The following is an 18511-nucleotide window of genomic DNA, read 5'->3' on the forward strand; positions in this document are numbered from 1 at the left end:
ATCGAAACGTTCCCGGAGCGTCAAGCCCACAACGGCGCTCGAGGCGACGGCGACCTTCAACGACCTCTATTACCTCCGTCCGCGCCGAAATGCCGCCGTCGCGCGTCCAGAACGAGCGGCGCCATTGACCGCGCGAGACGTCGCGTGCCTGGGCGCGCGACGGCGCCGCGTCACCCGCCGTCGTAAGGCCCCAGGATCACCGGCCCGGGAGCGAGCAGCTGCGTGCCGTCCATCAGCCAGACCGCCGCCTGGTTCGTTCCGACGGCGTACCAGAGCACGTCCGCCATGCTGTCGTAGTTCACGTCGGTGCCTGGGCGCAACTCCCAGCCGCGGCCGAGCGGCCCCGGGATCACCGGTCCCGGCGACAGCAGCTGGGGTCCGGCCATCAGCCACACGGCCATCAGGCCCTGGTCGGGGCTGTTCCAGAGCACGTCCCCCATGCCGTCGTAGTTGAAGTCCGACGACGTGACGATCTGGAAGCCGCGGCCGAGCGGCCCCGGGATCACCGGCCCCGGCGCGAGCAGCTCGGCTCCGTCCATCAGCCAGATCGCCATCAGGTTCTTCTGGATGTTGTTCCAGAACACGTCCCCCATGTTGTCGGCGTTCACGTCCTGCGCGGTGGGCGCCGTCCAGCCCTCGCCGGGCGGCCCCGGGAACACCGCCCCCGGCGCCAGCAGCTGGCCTCCATCCATCAGCCAGACCGTCATCAGGTTCTGTCGCTCGTTGTTCCAGAGCAGATCCGACATCCCATCGATGTTGAAATCGGTCGCCGAGGTGACCGTCCATCCCTCGCCGGGCGGCCCTGGGAGCACCGGCCCCGGCGCGAGCAGCTGGCTTCCGTTCATCAGCCATATCGTCATCAGGTTCTGGTCTGCGTTGAGCCAGACAACGTCCGCCATGCCGTCGCGGTTGAAGTCGCCCGCATTGGCTACCTCCCACCCCTGCCCGAGGGGTCCCCTGATGAGCGGCCCCGGCGACAGGAGCCGGTTCCCCTCCATCCGCCAGATCGCGATCCGGTTCTGCTCCTTGCTGCTCCAGAGGATGTCCCCCATGCCGTCGGCATCGAAGTCGTTCAGGCGGACTGCCTCCCACCGGGAGCGGCCCAGCCTCGGTGTCGCGACCCCCAGCGGTGACGCCGCGGGCTCGTCCGCCCGACGTTCCTCGCGCAGGTCCACGCCCGGAGAACAGGCGGCCATGGTGTGAATCGCGGCGACCACGCGCAGCGCCGCCCCTGTAGCCGCAGACCGTCTCATACGCGCCCTCTCTTGCGCCTCAGGCGCGGGCACAGATGCGGACCGGGCATTTCCTGTCCAGCGTCCGGCCTCCTGGGCGCGCCGAGCACGCGCGCCCGTGGAGCGGCAAGCGCCAGTCCAGCGGCTGCGAGCAAGCCCGGGCCAGCGTGCGACGGGCACGTTGTGACGACATTTTTCTCTATCTCGAAGGAGCACTCGAACCTTCGAAGAGATGCGCGCAGCCGCTGCGAGCAAGACCGCCTTGACGTGCCGACGTGGGAGATGGTGCCGGACGGCAGCATGGACATCCCGCTCGCCCTTCGCCTCAAGCTCCAGGGTCAGGAGATCACCGAGATCGAGACCATCGCCGTGCGGCCAGGGGACTACAAGGTCTCCGGGCAAAATTTTGCCTCGAACACCGGCGCCCTCATCGCGAGCGGGGATACCGTCGAGTGGGAGGAGCCCGTTCCGGAGAACGAGCGCAACTCCCGGGACGAGCTCGAGGGCTGGTGTACGGCGTGAGCGCGATCCTGGGCGCGGACGGCGAATGACCGCCGCCCGGGGATCACGCCGAATGGGGGGCGAGGCCAGAATGGCGCTCATGCCCCCCAAGCGCATCACTACTGCAGCACTGTATCCATATCCCAGTCAACCCACATGGTCTTCCATTCGCTGACCGGCTGCTGAACGCCATTGTCCAGGATGTTCATGACGTCCGTGTTTGCGCTGGCATTGCCTTCGAACGCTCGCTTGAACATCTCGCCTGCAAGGGCGGTCTGAGTGCCCGAGGCGCCGCAGTGGTTCGCGCTGTACATCGTAAAACCCATGCGCTCCGGGACGCCGAGCGCCTTCCACACCGGCTTCGCCGCCCATGCGGAGAGCGCTTCGCAGGTCCCGCCCAGGTGGCACCACGAGTCCTTGCCATTGGCATTCGTGAAGTGCACCAGGTGCCGTGGAGCGATGGTCGCCAGGAGCATGTGCGTATCGAAGGGGAGGTTGTACACCTTCGAGGGGTCGCTTCGGAGCCAGCGGGCCGCGCCGGTCACCCAGGGTCCGCAGATACCGTTGTCCTCGAGGTTGTCGATGCTCTGAGGCTTGGCATCCCGGCACTGCCAGACAGAACCACCGTCACCGTGCCTGAACCACTCTGCCTGGCGCAAGTTGGCTACACCACCGCCGCCCGACTCCACGATGACGACCACCGGCGCACGACTGAAGACACCCGCCAGGTAAGCGCCTTTTCCACACCCGGAGCACCCCGACACCATCACCTTCGTGGGATCGTGTCCGCCGCCCGGGTTCTTCTCCAGGACGTCCATCACCCGGTCGATCATCCATCCGTTGGCGATGTTGGTATTGACCTCGGACAGGCCGAAAAGATTCTTTATCTTGTCTTGAAAGCCGCTTCCAAACGACAGCGTTTTATGGCCTGACGGGAAGATCCCACCCGACAGCTTGAGGGCGATCACGCTGCCGGATCCGCTGATGCTCGCCGAGAAGCTCTCTGATTTTCCACCCACCTTGGCGGTGATTGAAACGTTACCTCCGGATACGGTTCCGGTCACCTCATCCGGCTCGCCGGGGACCGGACCGTAGAGGTACTTGGCCGCCATGGCCAGGATTTCCTTGCGGCGGCACTCCCACTGCTCCTTGGTAGTGACCTTCGTTCCGTTGAAGAACGTGAACGGATCCGGGAGCTTCTCGTTTACCTCGGTCAGACCGCTCGGCTCAGGCAACGTGGGCAGGACACACGTGAACTGGCCGCCGCCAGTCCCGGTGGTCGCGCTTGCGTCGCCAGTCCCGCTGGTCGTGCTAGCCCCGCCAGTCGGGGAGCCGCCCGTGCCAGCTCCGCTCGTCGCAGTACCGCCGCCCGTACCGGCGCCTCCGCTGCTCGTGGAAGCGCCGCTGGTCGCGGGGCCTGCACCCGAGGTGACTCCCCCGCTCCCGCTCGGTGTCCCGCCGCCCGAGCCCGAAGCGTCTCCCCCGGCACCGCCGGTTCCTACTTCTGTAGCGCAGCCAGGGAAGTTCAAGAGGGCGAGGACGGGGATCGCGAGAGCGGTTATTTTGCGCGAGGCACGAGAACGGACAGACATGAAGGCCTCCATGTTTCGAGTGCAGTGGCGGAATGCGACACGCGGCCCTTGACACGTAGTACGTGACACGCGGGCAAACCGCCGTATCTATAGCAGACGATAGGGAAGTTGGTGCGTATTTCGCTTTGGTGACGCTGCTTTCGTGACGTATGCGAATTTGCGCTGTGACTATGCCAATGGCACGTGAACGAGAAGTTTTAGGGCGCGATGCGAATCGTCCGCCGTCAAGCCGAGGACCCGTAAACTGAGCTATGAGATTTCTTCCCGGGCGACGCCTCCGGTCCAGCCGGGTCCGGAGAGAAGAGCCTCGGCGCCGGTGGTCTCGGAGCTGTCGCTGGAGCCGCACCCGACGAACAGGGGGAGGAGGGCCGTTGGGGGGAGAGGTCTGGAGAACGCTGGCCGGGACGACATCACCAGATGCCCATTCCCAGCGGAGGGCAATTCGATCACGCTTATCTCTGGGAATCGTACGACCGAAGCGGGCAGCGTCTGGTCAGGATGCAAATATTCGACAGGCTTGTAGTCGATGTGATCCGGATCGTCTCCGGGAACACCTAGCGAACGGTCGCACCTGCGGGACATCCGAGGAGGCGACACTCGTCAGCGAGACTTTTTTCGTCGCGTCGCGTTGACGCAGAGTCAGGTCGTCTGCTCGTCCTCGAAGGACGAACCGGACTCCGGCGGCGAGGTGCCCGCGGAGGCACGGGCTCGGCGGCGCCGGGCGGCCCTTCTTCCGCCGCCAGGCGGCCTGCACACCCGCCCTTACCCCGCGCGAGCTTGCCGTTCCGCCGCCGCGCCCCAGGAGGATCCCATCATGGCTCGACCGCGACGCCTCATCGAGCCGGGGACGCGCGCGACGCCCGCCTTCGATCGCTGGCCGACCTGGATGTGGGCCAACGAGGAGGTCGCCGACCTTGTCGAGTGGCTGCGCAGGCACAACCCTCCGGCGCGTGACGCCGGCTGCATGGCGCGCGCAGCGCAAAGCGCGCTTGGCGAGGTGAACCGATGCTCTCGTTACAATCTCCTGATTTCCACCATGGCGACGTGATCCCGATCGTGCACACCTGCGAGGGGAAGGACGCGCCGCCCGCGCTCTCCTGGTCGGGTATCCCCGGCGGCACGAGGAGCCTTGCGCTCATCGTCGACGACCCGGACGCGCCCGATCCACGCGCCCCCAAGACGACGTGGGTCCACTGGGTGCTCTACAACATCCCGCCCGACGCCGGCGGGCTGCCCGAGGGCGCGCGCAAGGCCGATCTGCCGACGGGCACGCTCGAGGGAAGGAACGACTGGAAGCGCGCCGGTTACGGCGGCCCGTGCCCGCCGATCGGCAAGCACCGTTATTTCTTCAAGCTGTATGCGCTCGACACGGTGCTGCCCCCGCGAGGCGGGCTCACGAAGGTGGAGCTCGAGAAGGAGATGGAAGGACACGTGCTCGCGCGTGTCGAGCTCGTCGGGACGTACCAGAAGAGGGGCGGCCCGTAGGAGCCGAGCGCCGCCGGCCCCGGCTCGCCTTCGCCTTCGCGCGCTGCGGGCTCATCCGCGTCGTTCGACCCGCCGCGGCGTACCTCCGTACGCCACGCTCGCCTGCCTGGCGGATGAGCCCGTATCACGAATCTACACCTCGCCATGAACGCGCCTTCGGCGCGCGCTCATCCGCATTTACAGACCGGGCGACCGTCATCGTCACAGTGGCACTGACACACTCCATCAGGGCACGTGACGACTTTATCGCCCTTCGGGCAGGTGGCGACGCACGAGGCGACCGAGTCCCCCTCGTCGCCCGCCGCGACCTCAGCGTCGCCGGCCAGCGAAGGATCAGGCTCATTGGCCTCGACCAACGCCCCCGCTCTGCCGTCCACCGCCTCCGCGGCCGCGCTCCTCCAGAGCGCCGTGGAAGCGGGCAGCATCGACAACACGAACACCGATAACAGCGTACCGCGCATTTTCACTCCTCCTGGTCAGCGATGCTTCCATGACTGGGCATCATTGATGGGCAGGGGCCGAGGCACGCGGCGTGCCGAATGGCGCGGCCGGCGGCCGAGCTCGCGGGGCCGCGGCAGGTACGGGAGCGCTGCCCCGCGTGTGTCCGCGATGTTCGGGCGGCGCAGCCAGCCCCGCGGCGCGGGTTGAGCTCGCCTGTCCTGCCGCATCATCGCCACGCGCGTCGAGATCGTCGTTTCGAACGCGACAATCCGAGCAAAGGGTTGCGCGCGATGGTTTGCTCGAACACGCAAGCCGGCCGCGGGAGGAGCGCGCCGCCGAGCGGCCGCGGCCTCACGTTGGCGCGGCGAGAGGGCGCGGCGCGCGCTGGGCCAGCGGAGGACGCGGCTGGCACGACGAGTGCTCTTTGGTCAGGCAGCACACAGGGGCAGATGACCCGCGAGCTGGCTTGATGCTCCGAGTCCTGTGGAGCTGCTCGAACGCAGGGGCTCCGCTCGGTCGTCAAACGCAGCTGGCATGTCTGGCCTCTCTGACCATCAACCATCACGAGATCGAACGAAAGAGGAAGAACATGACACGAAAGATCATCACCGCGGTCGCTGGGTTGTCGTTGTTCGTCGGTGTGGCGATGGCGCAGGCGGCGACGCCCGCCACGTCGGGCCTGAAGGGTCGCTCAGTCCTCAACGCCAGCGCGAGCGCAGGGATCCCCGAGAAGGTGGCGTACTACAGCGGGTACCCTGGGGCCAACGTGGCCACCTCGACGAACATCGGCATCGCGGGCATCGCGATCGGGACCTCGGGGTCTGTCGCCCAGTCGTCGGTCGCCCAGGCCGGCGGGTACGGCAACGTCGGTGTCGCGACGGCCAACGCAGGGGGCTTCCACGGCCGCGGCGGCCACGGAGGCTGGAGGAGGATCGCGCTGAACGACGCGCCGGCGTCCGGTCAAGCAGACATCCTCTTCGACAACTAGCGTCCCGCCCGCCAGAGGTCCGGCCAGCGATGGCCGGACCTCTGCGCCGCTCCGCCGCGGCCTCGCGCGGGCAGACCTGGCTGGTTTCCTCGGGGCTCCGCCCCGCTCCGCACCCCGGCGGCCACAAGCCGCCCCGGCCGGCCCGCTGGGGCCGGAGCCTCCACGGGCCGCGCGCGGCGCTCCAGCCGCGCGCGGCCTTCTCTCCGACGACCCCGAAACCGGGATGGACGAAACCATGCGCCGTTTACTCCGTGTGCTCTCGACGTCCGCGCCCGCGCTGCTCGCCGCGGCGCTCTGCTTTCATTTCGCGATGACGCTGGCCTACCTGACGCCGCAGAACCCGCTCCAGCTCCGCTTCGCGCGGCTCATCAGCGGGTACATGAACCCGTTCTTCGAGCAGAACTGGCACCTCTTCGCCCCCGATCCCATCACCGACACGCGCCTCGTGATGGTCGCCTGCCGCCTGCACGAGCCGGACGGGAGCACGACCGAGACCGGGTGGACCGATATCACGACCCCCTACTGGGAATCCCACCTGGAGAACCGGCTCGGCCCCGCGACGCGCCTCGGACGATCGGTGACGGGCGCGGCGCGCATGATCTACACCGTCGATCCGACGTCGCTGCAGATGGCGAAGAAGCTCGATCAGCAGCGCACGCGCGCGCAGGCGGGCGCAGGCGGCGCCGAGGCGCCCGATGCTCAGGTGGTCGACACGCTCAGGGACCAGGTGAAGAAGGAGCAGGACGCCGGCGTTCAGCTCGGCAAGAGCGTCCTGGAGCGGGCCGGCTCCGCGCACTGTGACAGCCTGTACGGCGCGGGCCGCACCGCCGCGGTGCGGTCGCGCCTGGCGGTGCTGAAATTCCCGCGCTTCTCCCGGCGCGACCTGCCCGACTCGAAGGGTGAATTGACGTACTATGATTTCGACTGGGCTCCGTATCGACCTGTGGCGCCGCTGGACGCGACGACCGAGGACAGACACCAGGCGCCCGTGGCCCTCCGGGCGGCGGGCGCGGAGGAGAGGTGACGCCATGCTGAGCAAGCTGAACGCACGCTGGCACCGCATCGTGGAGCTCGCGAGCCGCGAGCGCTGCCTGATCGGGGCCAGCCTCTTCCGGATCGTCGCCGGGCTGACCATCCTCCACCTCTACCTGGCCAACTACTTCCAGCGCCATTACCTCTACGGCCCCGAGGGGGTGTGGCCATTCGCGCGGTCGCTCGAGGAGGCCCACCGCACCGGCGCGTTCTCGATCTACCTGCTCAGCAGGTCGCCGCTCTACTTCGAGGTCGTCTTCCACCTCGCCGTGCTGTTCGCGGCGCTGTGGGTGATCGGCTTCCGCACGCGGCTCATGTCGCTGCTCACGTATATCGGGCTCTGGTCGTTGCATCAGCGGAACCCCGTCTTGCTCGACGGCGGTGACAACCTCGTCCGGCTCGCGCTGCTGTACGGCATCTTCGCCGAGCTCGGCGCGTACTTCTCGCTCGACGCCGACCGGCTCCGCGCGCAGCGGGAGCGCGGCGGGGAGCTCCAGCGGATCAAGGGGATGCTCCACAACGCGGCGATCCTCGCCTGCGCCGTCCAGGTGTGCCTGGTCTACGGGGTCGCGGGGCTCTACAAGGTGCAGGGGGAGCTGTGGCAGAACGGGACGGCCCTTTATTACATCACCCGCGTCGGCGAGTTCACGTGGCCCGGCCACAGCGACACCCTCTCCCGCAGCGTGGCGGTGGTGACGGCGCTGACCTACGCGACGGTCGGGTTCCAGCTCAGCTTCCCGTTCCTGTTCGCCCTGAACCGGCACACACGCAGGCTCTCGCTCGCCGCGGCGTTCCTGTTCCACGCCGGGATCGCCGTCATGATGGGGCTCGGCACGTTCGCGGTATTCATGATCAGCGTCGAGCTGGCGCTCATCGCGGACGCGGAGTACCGGGCGATCGGCGCGTTCGCCAGGCGGCTCGTGTCCTTCGAGGCGCCGTCGCTCCGGCGCCTCCTGCCCGCGCGCCGGATCCAGACGAAGTAACGTGGAGCGGGCGCGCTCGAGCGCCCGCCCGATCTCTCCCGGCCTCCCAGCAATCCCCGCCCAGCCTCACCAGCCTTCGGCCACGCGGATCGCGATCTTGCCGATCGTGCGGCCCGACTCGATGGCCCGGTGCGCCTGCGAGAGCTCGCGCACAGGGTAGGTCGCGCTGACGATGGGCGTGACGTGGCCTTGCGCCGCCAGCTCCGCCACCGCGGCGAGCGCGCGGCCCTGCGCGTGCGGGTCGAGCCGCCAGATCGTGGCGGCCCCCATCACATGATAGATCAGCGACGCCGCCTTCATGAACAGCCGGTCCGCGACAGGCGCGGGCGTCGGCACGATGCTCACCACGGTGCCCATCGGCGCGACGGCGTCGAGCGCCTGATCCAGCGCGCGGCCACCGGCGTTGTCGAAGGCCACCGCGACGCCCGCCCCACCGGTCAGGTCCCGGCACGCCTGGCCCACGTCCTGCGTCGTGTGATCGAGCACGACCGCCGCGCCGAGGTCGCGGCAGAGCGCCGTCGACTCGGGTCGGCTGGCGGTCGCCACCACCCGCAGCCCGAGGTGACGCGCGAGCTGCAGCTGCAGATGGCCCACGCCGCCCGCGCCCGCGGTGACCAGCACCGCGGCGCCGGGCGCGGGCCGCGCGCGCGAGAGGCATTCCCAGGCCGTGACGCCCGCGAGCGACAGGCATGCAGCCTGCTCATGGGAGAGGGCCGCCGGTTTGCGCGCGAGGGTGCGGCCGTCGGCCACCACCCGCTCCGCGTTCGCGCCCTGCCCGAACAGGCTGGGTGAGCCGAACACCTCGTCGCCGACCGCAAGATCGTCGACGCCGGGGCCGACCGCGTCGACGACCCCGGAGACGTCGTAGCCGAGCACCAGCGGAAACTGCCGCTCGATGCGGCGCGGCCCGGGCGCCGCCGAGCGCGCCCGGATGTCCGCCGGGTTGACCGACGACGCGATCACGCGCACCCTCACCTGGTGAGGTCCGGGCGCTGGGTCGGGCAGCTCCAGCGGCACGAGCTGCGAGGCGTCGCCATGGTGATGGATTCCGATTGCCTTCATGCGTTGCAGTCCTCTCGAGCGGCGCCGGCGTAGCTTGGCACCGGGCGAGCCGCGGCGTGAGATCAGCGCCGCTCGCGCCGCCGCTCGACGATCGCTGTTCCCTGGCGGGCGAGAGCATACCGGATGCCGGCCTGGAGATCGCGCTGCGTCAGCAGGTTGCCCAGATCGATCCCCTGCGCGACCAGCGTCTGGGCGACGTCGGGTGACGCCCCGACGAGGACACACGTGGCGCCGAGGAGCGCGGCGGCCCGCGTGGCCTGGAGGAGGCGGGCCGCCACATCGGCGTCGAGGACCGGCACGCCCGTGATGTCGATGAGCACCGTCTCGGCCCTGTGGCGCTCGACGCCCTGGAGCAGCGCCTCCAGGAGCTGGGCGCCGCGGGCGGAGTCGATGGTCCCCACGAGGGGCACCACGAGGATGCCTTCGTGGACCGGGATGACCGGCGTGGACAGCTCCTGGATGACGTCGAGGAGCTGCCGCTGCGTCGCGAACCACGCGAGCTCCTTCTGCACCGCCTCCGCGGCGCGCTTCTTCTCCGTGATGTCCTCGACCATGACCAGGAGATAACGAGTGACGCCGTGCTCGTCTTTGAGTGGCACCTTCACCATGTGAAGCCACCGCTCCCCGGTCGGCGTGGCGATGCGCGACTCGGGCACGTCCACGATCTCGCCCTTCTCGATCACGTCCCGATCCATGCGATCGAGCCACCTGGCCTCCTCCAGTCGATGCGGGAAGAGGTCGAAGACGTTCTTGCCGAGGACGCCGCTCCGCGGGACGCCGAAGACCTTCTCGTAATGGCCGTTCATCCGGACGAGGCGGAATTCCGTCACCTCCTTGATGAAGACCGAGACCGGCACGTGCTCGATGATGGTGTCGAGGAAGCTCTCGATAGGCACCGTCCCTGGCTCGCCGCGCGGCGCAGCCGGGTCGTGGACGCAGACGAGCGCGCCGCGCGCGCCGTCGACGCGAAGCTGCGTGACCGAGATCTCGCAGGACGGCGCGCCGGGCGCGCCGCCCCGGAGCGCGATGCCGGCCTGCTCGCGCTCGCCTTCGAGCACGGCGCGGATGGCTGCGAGCACCTCCTGCGCCTCGCCGGGGAGCCCCTCGGGCGACGCGGGCAGGGCGGCCGGCGTGAGCGCGAGGCACACCGGCCAGGCGGGCAACGCGCCCTCCGCGAGGATCTGCTCCAGGCGGGGGTTGGCGCACCGGAGCGCTCCCATTGCATCGAAGACAGCGGCGGCTACCGGGAGCGCGCAGAGGAGCGGCAGGGGGTCGACGCCGGTATGCGGCAGGGGGCCGGCGCCGACGTGCGGCAGGGGGCCGGCGCCGACGTGCGGGCCGGGCCCATCGAGATCTATGGTCATTCGGGATCCTTCTGCGCGACACGAGCTGCCCGGCGTTCTCCGGGCCGGACGACCCGTCGAATACCCCAACCTTTCAACGCGCTCTCCGGGAATCGTGATGCGCTCGCCATCATGTGACATATCTAACAATTTCGTACAGCTAGCGCCGTAGCTCCCCCGAAAGAACGATTGTTGATCAAACCCTGTTCAGGCGCGCGGCCTCGGCTCGAACCCCTGCTCGGGCCGCTCGCGGTGCACCGGCAAGGACACGGCCTGATCGGGCATCCGGCGCGCCTGGCACGGAGGTTGATACCGTTTCTATCGATGATGATATCGATGATATCGATGCTCCCCGTGGATGCCGAAACCCTCTCTCGGCCGCCTGCCGTCACCGGGCCGCACGCCGCTCCCGGCCGCCTCGCCCTGCCGCTGCCCGATCGCTCGGCGCCCGGACGAGGCGGGCAGCGCGCCGTTCGCGCCCGGATCCACGAGGCGCGCAGGAGACGCCGTGCGCGCGCGTGATCTCGGCGTCGCGCCTGGCATCTTCGATCCGGGCCCGCTCAACGCGATCACGGACGTGGGCGGCGTGCGCGTCGGGCACGCGACGGTGATCGAGGGAGACGCGATCCGCACCGGCGTCACCGCCGTATTCCCCCACGGGGGGAACCTCTACCTCGATCGCGTCCCCGCGGCGATCCACGTGGGCAACGGGTTTGGCAAGCTCGTCGGCGCGACCCAGGTCCGCGAGCTGGGTGAGCTGGAGACTCCCATTCTCCTCACGACCACGCTTTGCGCGTTCCGGGCCGCCGACGCGCTCGTCGAATGGATGCTGGCGCAGCCGGGCATGGAGGAGGTGCGCTCGCTCAACCCGGTCGTCGGCGAGACCAACGACGGCGTGCTCAACGCGGTCCGGCTCCGCCCGATCACCGCCGAGCACGTGCGCGCGGCGCTGGGCTCGGCGCGGGAGGGGCCCACGCCGGAGGGGTGCGTCGGCGCGGGCACAGGCACCGTCGCGTTCGGATGGAAGGGGGGGATCGGCACCGCCTCGCGGGTGCTGCCGGCGTCGCTCGGCGGGGCCTGCGTCGGCGTGCTCGTCCAGTCGAACTTCGGCGGCGTGCTGCAGGTGATGGGCGCGCCCGTCGGCGAGGAGCTCGGCCGGTACGCCTTCCGGTCGCAGGTCGAGGCGGCGGCGGGGGACGGATCCATCCTCATCCTCGTCGCGACGGACGCGCCGCTGTCGGATCGCAACCTCGGGCGGCTCGCTGCCCGCGCGATCCTGGGCCTCGCGCGCACCGGATCCTCCGGCGCGAACGGCTCCGGCGACTACGCGATCGCCTTCTCGACGAGCGCCTCGGTGCGGCGCCGCTCCGGCGCGAAGCGGCTCGCGATCACGGAGCTCTCGAACCAGGAGACGTCCGCCCTCTTTCAGGCCGTGATCGAGGCGACGGAGGAGGCCATCTACAGCTCGCTCTTCACGGCCGAGACCACCACGGGGAGCGGTCGCACCGTGGAGGCCATTCCGCTGGATCGCGTCCGTGAGGTGCTGTCGAGGCACGGCGTCCAGCGGCCGCCCGGCCGCTCCCGCCTTGCATGACGCAAGAGGCCGCCGCGGGCGGGCCGGCGCGAGAGCTCGCCGCCGTTTCCCGTGGCGCAGCGAGGCGCTTTTGGCAACATCACGAATCGACCGGGCGCCTCGGGGGCCGATCCGGCTTTGGACACCCTCCCTTTATGACCGACAGTCCACGTTACCGCGTGCTGGGGGTGCTGCACCAAGGTGCGGACACGATCCTCTACCGCGCGCGGCGCGAGGAGGACGGCCGGCCGGTGGTGCTCAAGGTCCTGCGGCGCGACCACGCGAGCCCCCGCGCCCTCGGCAAGCTCCAGCACGAGCTCGAGGTCGCCAGGACGCTGAAGTCGCCCGCGGTCGTCAAGGCCTGCGGGATCGAGCCGTTCCGCGACCAGATGACCCTGGTCCTCGAGGACTTCGGCGGCCGCTCGCTCGACCGGCTGCTCGATGGGCCGATGCGCCCGATGTCGATCGAGCGCTTCTTCCCGCTCGCCCTCCGCCTCGCCGCCGCGCTCGCAGAGCTCCACAGACACCACGTCATCCACAAGGACATCAAGCCTCAGAACCTGCTCTACAACCCCGACACCGACGAGGTGAAGATCACCGATCTCGGCATCGCCTCGCTCTCCGCCCGCGGGGCACAGGAGCTCGCGCACGACGGGCTCATCGAGGGCACGCTCGCCTACATGGCGCCGGAGCAGACCGGCCGCATGAACCGCCGCGTCGACGAGCGGACCGATCTGTACTCCCTCGGCGTCACCTTCTACGAGCTTCTGACTGGCACCCTCCCCTTCCACGCCAGCGACCCCGTCGCGTGGGTCTATTGCCATATCGCCCAGGCGCCGCGGCCGCCGCACGCGCTCGTCCCCTCGATCCCACCCCAGCTCTCCGCCGTCGTCCTCAAGCTGCTCTCCAAGGCCGCCGAGGAGCGTTACCAGAGCGCCCTCGGCCTGCGCCACGACCTCGACACGTGCTTTTCCCAGCTGCGCCAGCGCGGCGCCATCGACGCCTTCCCGCTCGGATTGCGCGACGTCTCCGACCGGTTCCAGATCCCGCAGCGGCTCTACGGCCGCGAGCGCGAGATCGAGGCGCTGCGCGCCGCGTTCGAGCGGGTGGTCGCGAACGGCCGGCCAGAGCTCGTGCTCGTCTCGGGCTATTCGGGCATCGGCAAGTCCTCGCTCGTCGCCGAGCTGCACGGGCCCGTCGTGCGCGAGCGCGGCTCCTTCCTCTCCGGCAAGTTCGAGCAATTCAAGCGCGACGTCCCCTACCGCGCCTTCCTTCACGCCTTCCGGGGCCTCGTGCAGGAGATCCTTAGCGCGAGCGAGGAGCAGGTCGAGCGCTGGCGAGAGCGCCTCCGCGAGGCCCTCGGCGCCAGCGGCGGGCTGCTCACCGACATGCTCCCCGAGCTCGCCCTGCTCCTCGGCCCGCAGCCCCCCGTGCCCGAGCGCCCGCCCGCCGAGGCCCAGAGCCGGCTGCTCGCCACGCTCCAGCGCTTCGTCGCCGCCTGCGCACGGAAAGAGCACCCCGTCGCCCTCTTCCTCGACGACCTGCAATGGGCCGACCCCGGTAGCCTCCTCTTGCTCGAGCAGCTCGCCACCCTCGCCGGCGACGCCCACCTCCTGCTGATCGGCGCTTATCGCGACAACGAGGTCGGCCCCGCGCACCCGCTCCGGCTCACCCTCGCCGAGGTGCAGCAGCGCGGCGCAACCGTCTCCGAGCTCGTCCTCACGCCGCTCTCCGCCGCCCACGTCGGGGCGCTCGTCGCCGAGGCGGTCCATGCGCCCGAAGCAGAGGTCGAGCCGCTCTCACGGCTGGTTTACGAGAAGACCGGCGGCAACCCCTTCTTCGTGCTCCAGTTCCTCATCGCCCTGCACGACGAGGGGCTCATCACCTTTGATGCGGACGAGGGCGCATGGCGGTGGGACATCGCCGCCATCCGCGACAAGGGCTTCACCGACAACGTCGTCGAGCTGATGGCCGGCAAGCTGGAGCGGCTCTCGGTCCCGACGCGCGACGCGCTCAAGCTCGCCGCCTGCCTCGGCGGCAGCCTGACCCTCGACACCCTCGCGAGCGTCGCGCGAAGGCCGGCGGACGCGCTCCGCGAGGCGCTCGAGGAGGCCGCGCGGGAGGGGCTGCTGCTCCGCAGGGACAGCGCCTATCGCTTCCTCCATGACCGGGTGCAGCAGGCCGCTTATTCGCTCATCCCGCCCGGACAGCTCGCCGAGGTGCACCTCTGCATCGGCCAGCTGCTCTTGAAGGCGCAGCGCGCCGAGGAGCGCGAGGACGCGCTCTTCGACGTCGTGAGCCACCTCAACCGCGGCGCAGCGCTCCTCTGTTCCCAGGCCGAGCGCGACGAGCTCGCCGCCCTCAACCTCCGCGCCGGCAGGAAGGCCAGGGCCGCCGCCGCCTACCAGTCCGCCGACGCCCTCTTCGCCGCGGGCATGGCCCTCCTCGCGCAAGATCCCCGCGAGCGCTGGGAGACTCGGTACGATCTGGCCTATCCCCTGAGCCTCGAGCGCGCGCACGCCGCCTACGCCACCGGCAGCTCCGACGAGGCCGAGCGGCTGCTCGAGGAGCTCCTGGCGCGCGCGAGGAACGAGCGCGATCGCGCCGCGGTCGTCGAGCTTGCCGTGAGCTTCTACCAGACCCGAGGGCGGTCCGACCACGCCGTCGACCTCGCGCTCGCGTGGCTCCGCGCCTCGGATATCGACCTTCCGCTCCACCCCACCGACGCACAGGTCAAAGAAGAGACCGAGAGCCTCTGGCGAGCGCTGGGCGACCGGGCGATCGAGGACCTGCTCCGCCTGCCCCCCATGGAGCACCCGGAGTGCAAGGTCGTCATGGCCGTGCTGCAAAGCGTGGCCGGCTCCGCGATCTTCGTGGACCACGACCTGCACTACCTCATCGTCCTGCGCCAGGTGAAGCTCAGCCTGCGCTACGGCAACGCGGAGAGCTCCGCCCACGCGTACGCGGCCTTCGCGCGGATGTTCGGCCCGCGGTTCGGGCGATACCGCGACGCCTACAAGTTCGGAAAGCTCGGCTACGACCTCGCGGACAGGAGCGAGCTCCTCACCGTGAAGTCGCTGGTATTCACCCTCTTCGGACAGCAAGTCGTCTTCTGGACACGCCACTACCGGGAGACGTACCCCTACACGCGCGCCGGGTTCAGCGCCGCGGTCGAGTCGGGCGATACGCGCATGGCGTGCTTCAACTGCGTCTGGGCTCCGCTGTTCCCGCTGCTCGCCGGCGAGCCGCTCGAGGACGTCCTCCACGAGGTCGAGGAGCGCAGCCGCTTCGTGCGCAAGGCCGGTTACGCGTTCGCCTACGGCGTCCTGGCCAGCGCCCACGCCGTCATCCAGACGCTGCGCGGGAGGCCGGTCCGCTTCTCCACGCTCGACGGCTCCGAGCTGGATCCGCCGGCCTTCGAGGCGCGGCTCGACGAGGGGGATATGCGGGGCGCCCGCGGCCTCCATTTCAGCATGAAGGCCCGGGCGCTCTTCGTGCTCGGCTCTTACGGAGAGGCGCTCGCCGCGGCGACGCGCGTGATCGTCGATCACCCCTTCAGGAGAGAGCCCTACGCGCTCATCGCCGAGAACTGCTATGTTCACGCGCTCTCGCTCGCGGCGCTCGTCGACGCCGACGGTGGCGCGCCCGAGCCGCCCAGGCCGCACGAAGCGCGGCGGTCGCCGGCGCAGGAGCTCCCCGAGGGCCTCCTCGACAGCGAGCGGCAGCTCGGCGAGTGGGCCGCGAGCTGCCCCGACAACTTCCTCCACAAACACGCCCTGGTCTGCGCCGAGATCGCCCGTCTCCTCGGCCGCGAGCCCGAGGCCATCCGGCGCTACGAGCAGGCCATCTCCTCGGCGCGGGAGAACGGCTTCGTCCAGCACGAGGCCATCGCCAGCGAGCTCGCCGCCCGGTTCTACCGCGATCGCGGCCTGTCCACCCCCGCCGACGCCTACCTGCGGGACGCCCGCGCCGCCTACTTCCGCTGGGGCGCCCACGCCAAGGTCGAGCAGCTCGACCAGCGCTATCCCTTCCTCGTCGAGCGAAAGCCGATCGCCCCCACCGTCACCTTCGCCGTCCGGGCCGAGCAGTTCGACGTCCTCTCCATCGTCAAGGCCTCTCAGAGCATCTCGGGCGAGCTCAAGCTCCCGCGCCTCCTGGAGATGCTGCTGCGCATCGTTGTCGAGCACGCGGGCGCCGGAGAGGGGGTCGTGCTCCTGGTCCGGGAGGAGCGCCTGTCGACGGCAGCGGCGATCGCGGCGTCGCGCTCGACGTCCGGCAGCGCGGCGCGGGTGCTCGACGCGGGCGAGGCGTCGGCGGCGCTGCCGCAATCCATTCTCAACTATGTCCTCCGCAGCCACGAGCGCGTGCTGCTCGACGACGCGGCGGCCAGGCACCCGTTCTCGGAGGACGCGTATTTCGGCCGCAAGAGGCCGAGATCGGTGCTGTGCCTCCCGATCATGCGGCAGGCCCGGCTGCTCGGCGTGCTCTACCTGGAGAACGGGCTCGTGGCCGGGGCTTTCACCCCCGGGCGGCTCACCGTGCTCGAGCTGCTCACCTCGCAGTCGGCCATCTCGCTCGAGAACGCCATGCTCTATGCCGATATCGAGCAGGAGAACGCCGAGCGGCGCCGGGCGGAGCAGGCGCTGGAGGCCAACCAGGCGACGCTGCAGGCCATCGTCGACAACTCCGCCGCGACCATCTTCCTCAAGGATCGCGAAGGCCGGTATCTGCTCGCCAACCGCCATGCAGGGAACGTCGCCGGCGTGCCGAGCCATGAGCTCCTCGGAAAGACCGACGCCGAGCTCTCTCATGGTGCGAACGTCGAGGTCCTCCGAGACAACGACCGGCGGGTGCTCGACGCGGGCGAGCCGCTGGAGTTCGAGGAGGAGGTGATGATGAAAGAGGGCGAGCCGCGCATCTATCTGTCCCTCAAGTTCCCGCTCGGCGAGAGCGTCATGCCCGGGGTGGTCTGCGGCATCTGCACCGACATCACCGAGCGCAAGCGCGCCGAGCTCGCCGAGCGCTTCCTCGCCGACGCGAGCCGCAAGCTCATGGCCCTCGGCTACGGCGCCACCCTCGAGAGCGTGGCGCAGCTCGCGTTGCCGGCGCTGGCCGACCGATGCGTCATCGACGTGGACCTCGCCCAGGACGCCCCGGGGCGGGCGGTCACAGCGGGGATGCCGGCCGAGCTCGCGGGCGCGGTGACGGACGCGCTGCGGGCGCTGGCAGCGACGTCGCCGGACCGGCCCGAGATAGGCGACGTCCGCGCCGCACCTCTCCTCGATCCGCTCGGCGTTCACTCCTTCCTCCGCGTCCCGCTCCTCGCGCGCGACCGCCGCTTCGGGGTCATGACCCTGCTGGCGGCCGCGCCGCGGCACCGTTACGGCCCCGCCGACCTGTGGCTGGCCCAGGAGCTGGCGAGCCGCGCCGCGCTCGCCCTCGACAACAGCCGCCTGTTCGCCGAGGCCCAGGAGGCGATCGAGCGCCGCGACGAGTTCCTCCTCGTCGCATCCCACGAGCTCAAGACACCGCTCACCTCGCTCACGATGCAAGCCCACCTGCTCGCCCGGCTCCTGCCTCGCCTCCAGCGCGGGGAGGTCGCTCCCGAGCGCATCGACGCCGCTATCCAGCTCCTCAACCGACAGATCGCGCGCCTCGCCCACCTGGTCAACGAGCTGCTCGACGTCACCCGCCTCAACGCCGGCCAGCTGACCCTCTCTCGCGCGCCGGTCGATCTGGCGGCCCTGGCGCGCGAGGTCGTCGAGCGGATGCACCAGCAGCTCACCGACGCCCGCTGCCGCACCCAGCTCGAGCTGGACGAGCCCGTGATGGGACACTGGGATCCGTCTCGCATGGAGCAGGTCCTCATCAACCTCCTGTCCAACGCGCTCAAGTACGGCGCGGGAGGCCTCATTCACGTCATCGTGCGCCGCGACGGCGCTCGCGCCGTGCTCGTCGTCCGCGATCATGGCATGGGCATCGCCGAGGCCGATCAGGCCAGGATCTTCGAGCGCTTCGAGCGCGCCGTCTCCGTCCGCAACTTCGGCGGCCTCGGCCTCGGCCTCTACATCGTTCGATGGATCGTCACCTCCCACGGCGGCACCATCCGCGTCGAGAGCAAGCCGGGCGCAGGCGCCACGTTCATCGTCGAGCTGCCTTTGCATGCGGCGGAGGCGGAGACGGAAGGCCAGGGCACCTTTCTCCCGCCGGCGTGAGCGTTCACCGGGGGCCGAGGCCGGCGCTGCTCCGCGCCGTTTGCTCGTGACGGGTCGCAGCGCT

At 69.9% G+C, this 18511-nt stretch carries 12 protein-coding genes; 8 read left to right on the top strand and 4 right to left on the bottom strand.

The features are described 5' to 3' along the window. Positions 1–170: 170 nt before the first annotated feature. Complete coding sequence (locus WMF46_RS29170) at positions 171–1253, bottom strand: FG-GAP repeat domain-containing protein (RefSeq protein ID WP_437980202.1); 1083 nt, start codon at positions 1251–1253, stop codon at positions 171–173. Positions 1254–1499: 246 nt separating this feature from the next. Here WMF46_RS29170 and WMF46_RS29175 point away from each other — a divergent pair, with 246 nt between their 5' ends. Next, the gene (locus WMF46_RS29175; protein WP_437980203.1) at positions 1500–1754 is read left to right on the top strand and encodes a hypothetical protein; all 255 of its coding nucleotides are present in this window, start codon (positions 1500–1502) and stop codon (positions 1752–1754) included. 98 nt (positions 1755–1852) lie between these two features. Here the strand turns inward: WMF46_RS29175 and WMF46_RS29180 are convergent, their stop codons facing one another. Beyond that, the gene (locus tag WMF46_RS29180; protein ID WP_437980204.1) at positions 1853–2968 is read right to left on the bottom strand and encodes a glucuronyl esterase domain-containing protein; all 1116 of its coding nucleotides are present in this window, start codon (positions 2966–2968) and stop codon (positions 1853–1855) included. 1171 nt (positions 2969–4139) lie between these two features. Here WMF46_RS29180 and WMF46_RS29185 point away from each other — a divergent pair. The 5 genes from WMF46_RS29185 to WMF46_RS29205 all read left to right on the top strand — a co-directional run bounded on the left by WMF46_RS29185 (position 4140) and on the right by WMF46_RS29205 (position 8254). Then, positions 4140–4373: an erythromycin esterase family protein gene (locus WMF46_RS29185; protein ID WP_437980205.1), complete on the top strand. Its 234-nt coding sequence runs from the start codon at positions 4140–4142 to the stop codon at positions 4371–4373. Then, entirely contained in the window at positions 4331–4810 is a 480-nt protein-coding gene (locus tag WMF46_RS29190; protein WP_437980206.1) for a YbhB/YbcL family Raf kinase inhibitor-like protein, read from the top strand. Before WMF46_RS29185 ends, WMF46_RS29190 begins: the two co-directional genes overlap by 43 nt. A gap of 1030 nt (positions 4811–5840) precedes the next feature. Further along, positions 5841–6239, top strand: a complete 399-nt coding sequence (locus WMF46_RS29195) for a hypothetical protein (protein WP_437980207.1) — start codon at positions 5841–5843, stop codon at positions 6237–6239. A gap of 235 nt (positions 6240–6474) precedes the next feature. Beyond that, positions 6475–7263, top strand: coding sequence for a DUF5819 family protein (locus tag WMF46_RS29200; protein ID WP_437980208.1), 789 nt, complete (start codon positions 6475–6477; stop codon positions 7261–7263). Between the two features lie 4 nt (positions 7264–7267). After that, positions 7268–8254: an HTTM domain-containing protein gene (locus WMF46_RS29205; protein ID WP_437980209.1), complete on the top strand. Its 987-nt coding sequence runs from the start codon at positions 7268–7270 to the stop codon at positions 8252–8254. Between the two features lie 66 nt (positions 8255–8320). On the opposite strand, the gene WMF46_RS29210 is transcribed toward WMF46_RS29205, so the two are convergent. Both WMF46_RS29210 and WMF46_RS29215 read right to left on the bottom strand, forming a co-directional pair. Next, positions 8321–9316 carry a quinone oxidoreductase family protein gene (locus WMF46_RS29210; protein WP_437980210.1) on the bottom strand — a complete coding sequence of 332 codons (996 nt, stop codon included), beginning with the start codon at positions 9314–9316 and terminating at the stop codon, positions 8321–8323. A gap of 62 nt (positions 9317–9378) precedes the next feature. Next, positions 9379–10680 carry a PAS domain-containing protein gene (locus tag WMF46_RS29215; protein ID WP_437980211.1) on the bottom strand — a complete coding sequence of 434 codons (1302 nt, stop codon included), beginning with the start codon at positions 10678–10680 and terminating at the stop codon, positions 9379–9381. Positions 10681–11167: 487 nt separating this feature from the next. Here WMF46_RS29215 and WMF46_RS29220 point away from each other — a divergent pair, with 487 nt between their 5' ends. Continuing rightward, entirely contained in the window at positions 11168–12253 is a 1086-nt protein-coding gene (locus tag WMF46_RS29220; protein WP_437987949.1) for a P1 family peptidase, read from the top strand. A 134-nt stretch (positions 12254–12387) separates the two neighbouring features. Continuing rightward, complete coding sequence (locus WMF46_RS29225) at positions 12388–18447, top strand: AAA family ATPase (RefSeq protein ID WP_437980212.1); 6060 nt, start codon at positions 12388–12390, stop codon at positions 18445–18447. Positions 18448–18511: the final 64 nt, after the last annotated feature.

It is taken from the genome of Sorangium sp. So ce117 (assembly GCF_051524395.1).
Taxonomy (GTDB): domain Bacteria; phylum Myxococcota_A; class Polyangia; order Polyangiales; family Polyangiaceae; genus Sorangium; species Sorangium cellulosum_B.

Excerpts from the sequence above, each read along its gene's own strand:
- WMF46_RS29215 (WP_437980211.1), bottom strand. The coding sequence starts at position 10,680 with ATGACCATAGATCTCGATGGGCCCGGCCCGCACGTCGGCGCCGGCCCC.
- WMF46_RS29200 (WP_437980208.1), top strand. The coding sequence starts at position 6,475 with ATGCGCCGTTTACTCCGTGTGCTCTCGACGTCCGCGCCCGCGCTGCTC.
- WMF46_RS29210 (WP_437980210.1), bottom strand. The coding sequence starts at position 9,316 with ATGAAGGCAATCGGAATCCATCACCATGGCGACGCCTCGCAGCTCGTG.
- WMF46_RS29190 (WP_437980206.1), top strand. The coding sequence starts at position 4,331 with ATGCTCTCGTTACAATCTCCTGATTTCCACCATGGCGACGTGATCCCG.
- WMF46_RS29225 (WP_437980212.1), top strand. The coding sequence starts at position 12,388 with ATGACCGACAGTCCACGTTACCGCGTGCTGGGGGTGCTGCACCAAGGT.
- WMF46_RS29195 (WP_437980207.1), top strand. The coding sequence starts at position 5,841 with ATGACACGAAAGATCATCACCGCGGTCGCTGGGTTGTCGTTGTTCGTC.
- WMF46_RS29185 (WP_437980205.1), top strand. The coding sequence starts at position 4,140 with ATGGCTCGACCGCGACGCCTCATCGAGCCGGGGACGCGCGCGACGCCC.
- WMF46_RS29205 (WP_437980209.1), top strand. The coding sequence starts at position 7,268 with ATGCTGAGCAAGCTGAACGCACGCTGGCACCGCATCGTGGAGCTCGCG.
- WMF46_RS29170 (WP_437980202.1), bottom strand. The coding sequence starts at position 1,253 with ATGAGACGGTCTGCGGCTACAGGGGCGGCGCTGCGCGTGGTCGCCGCG.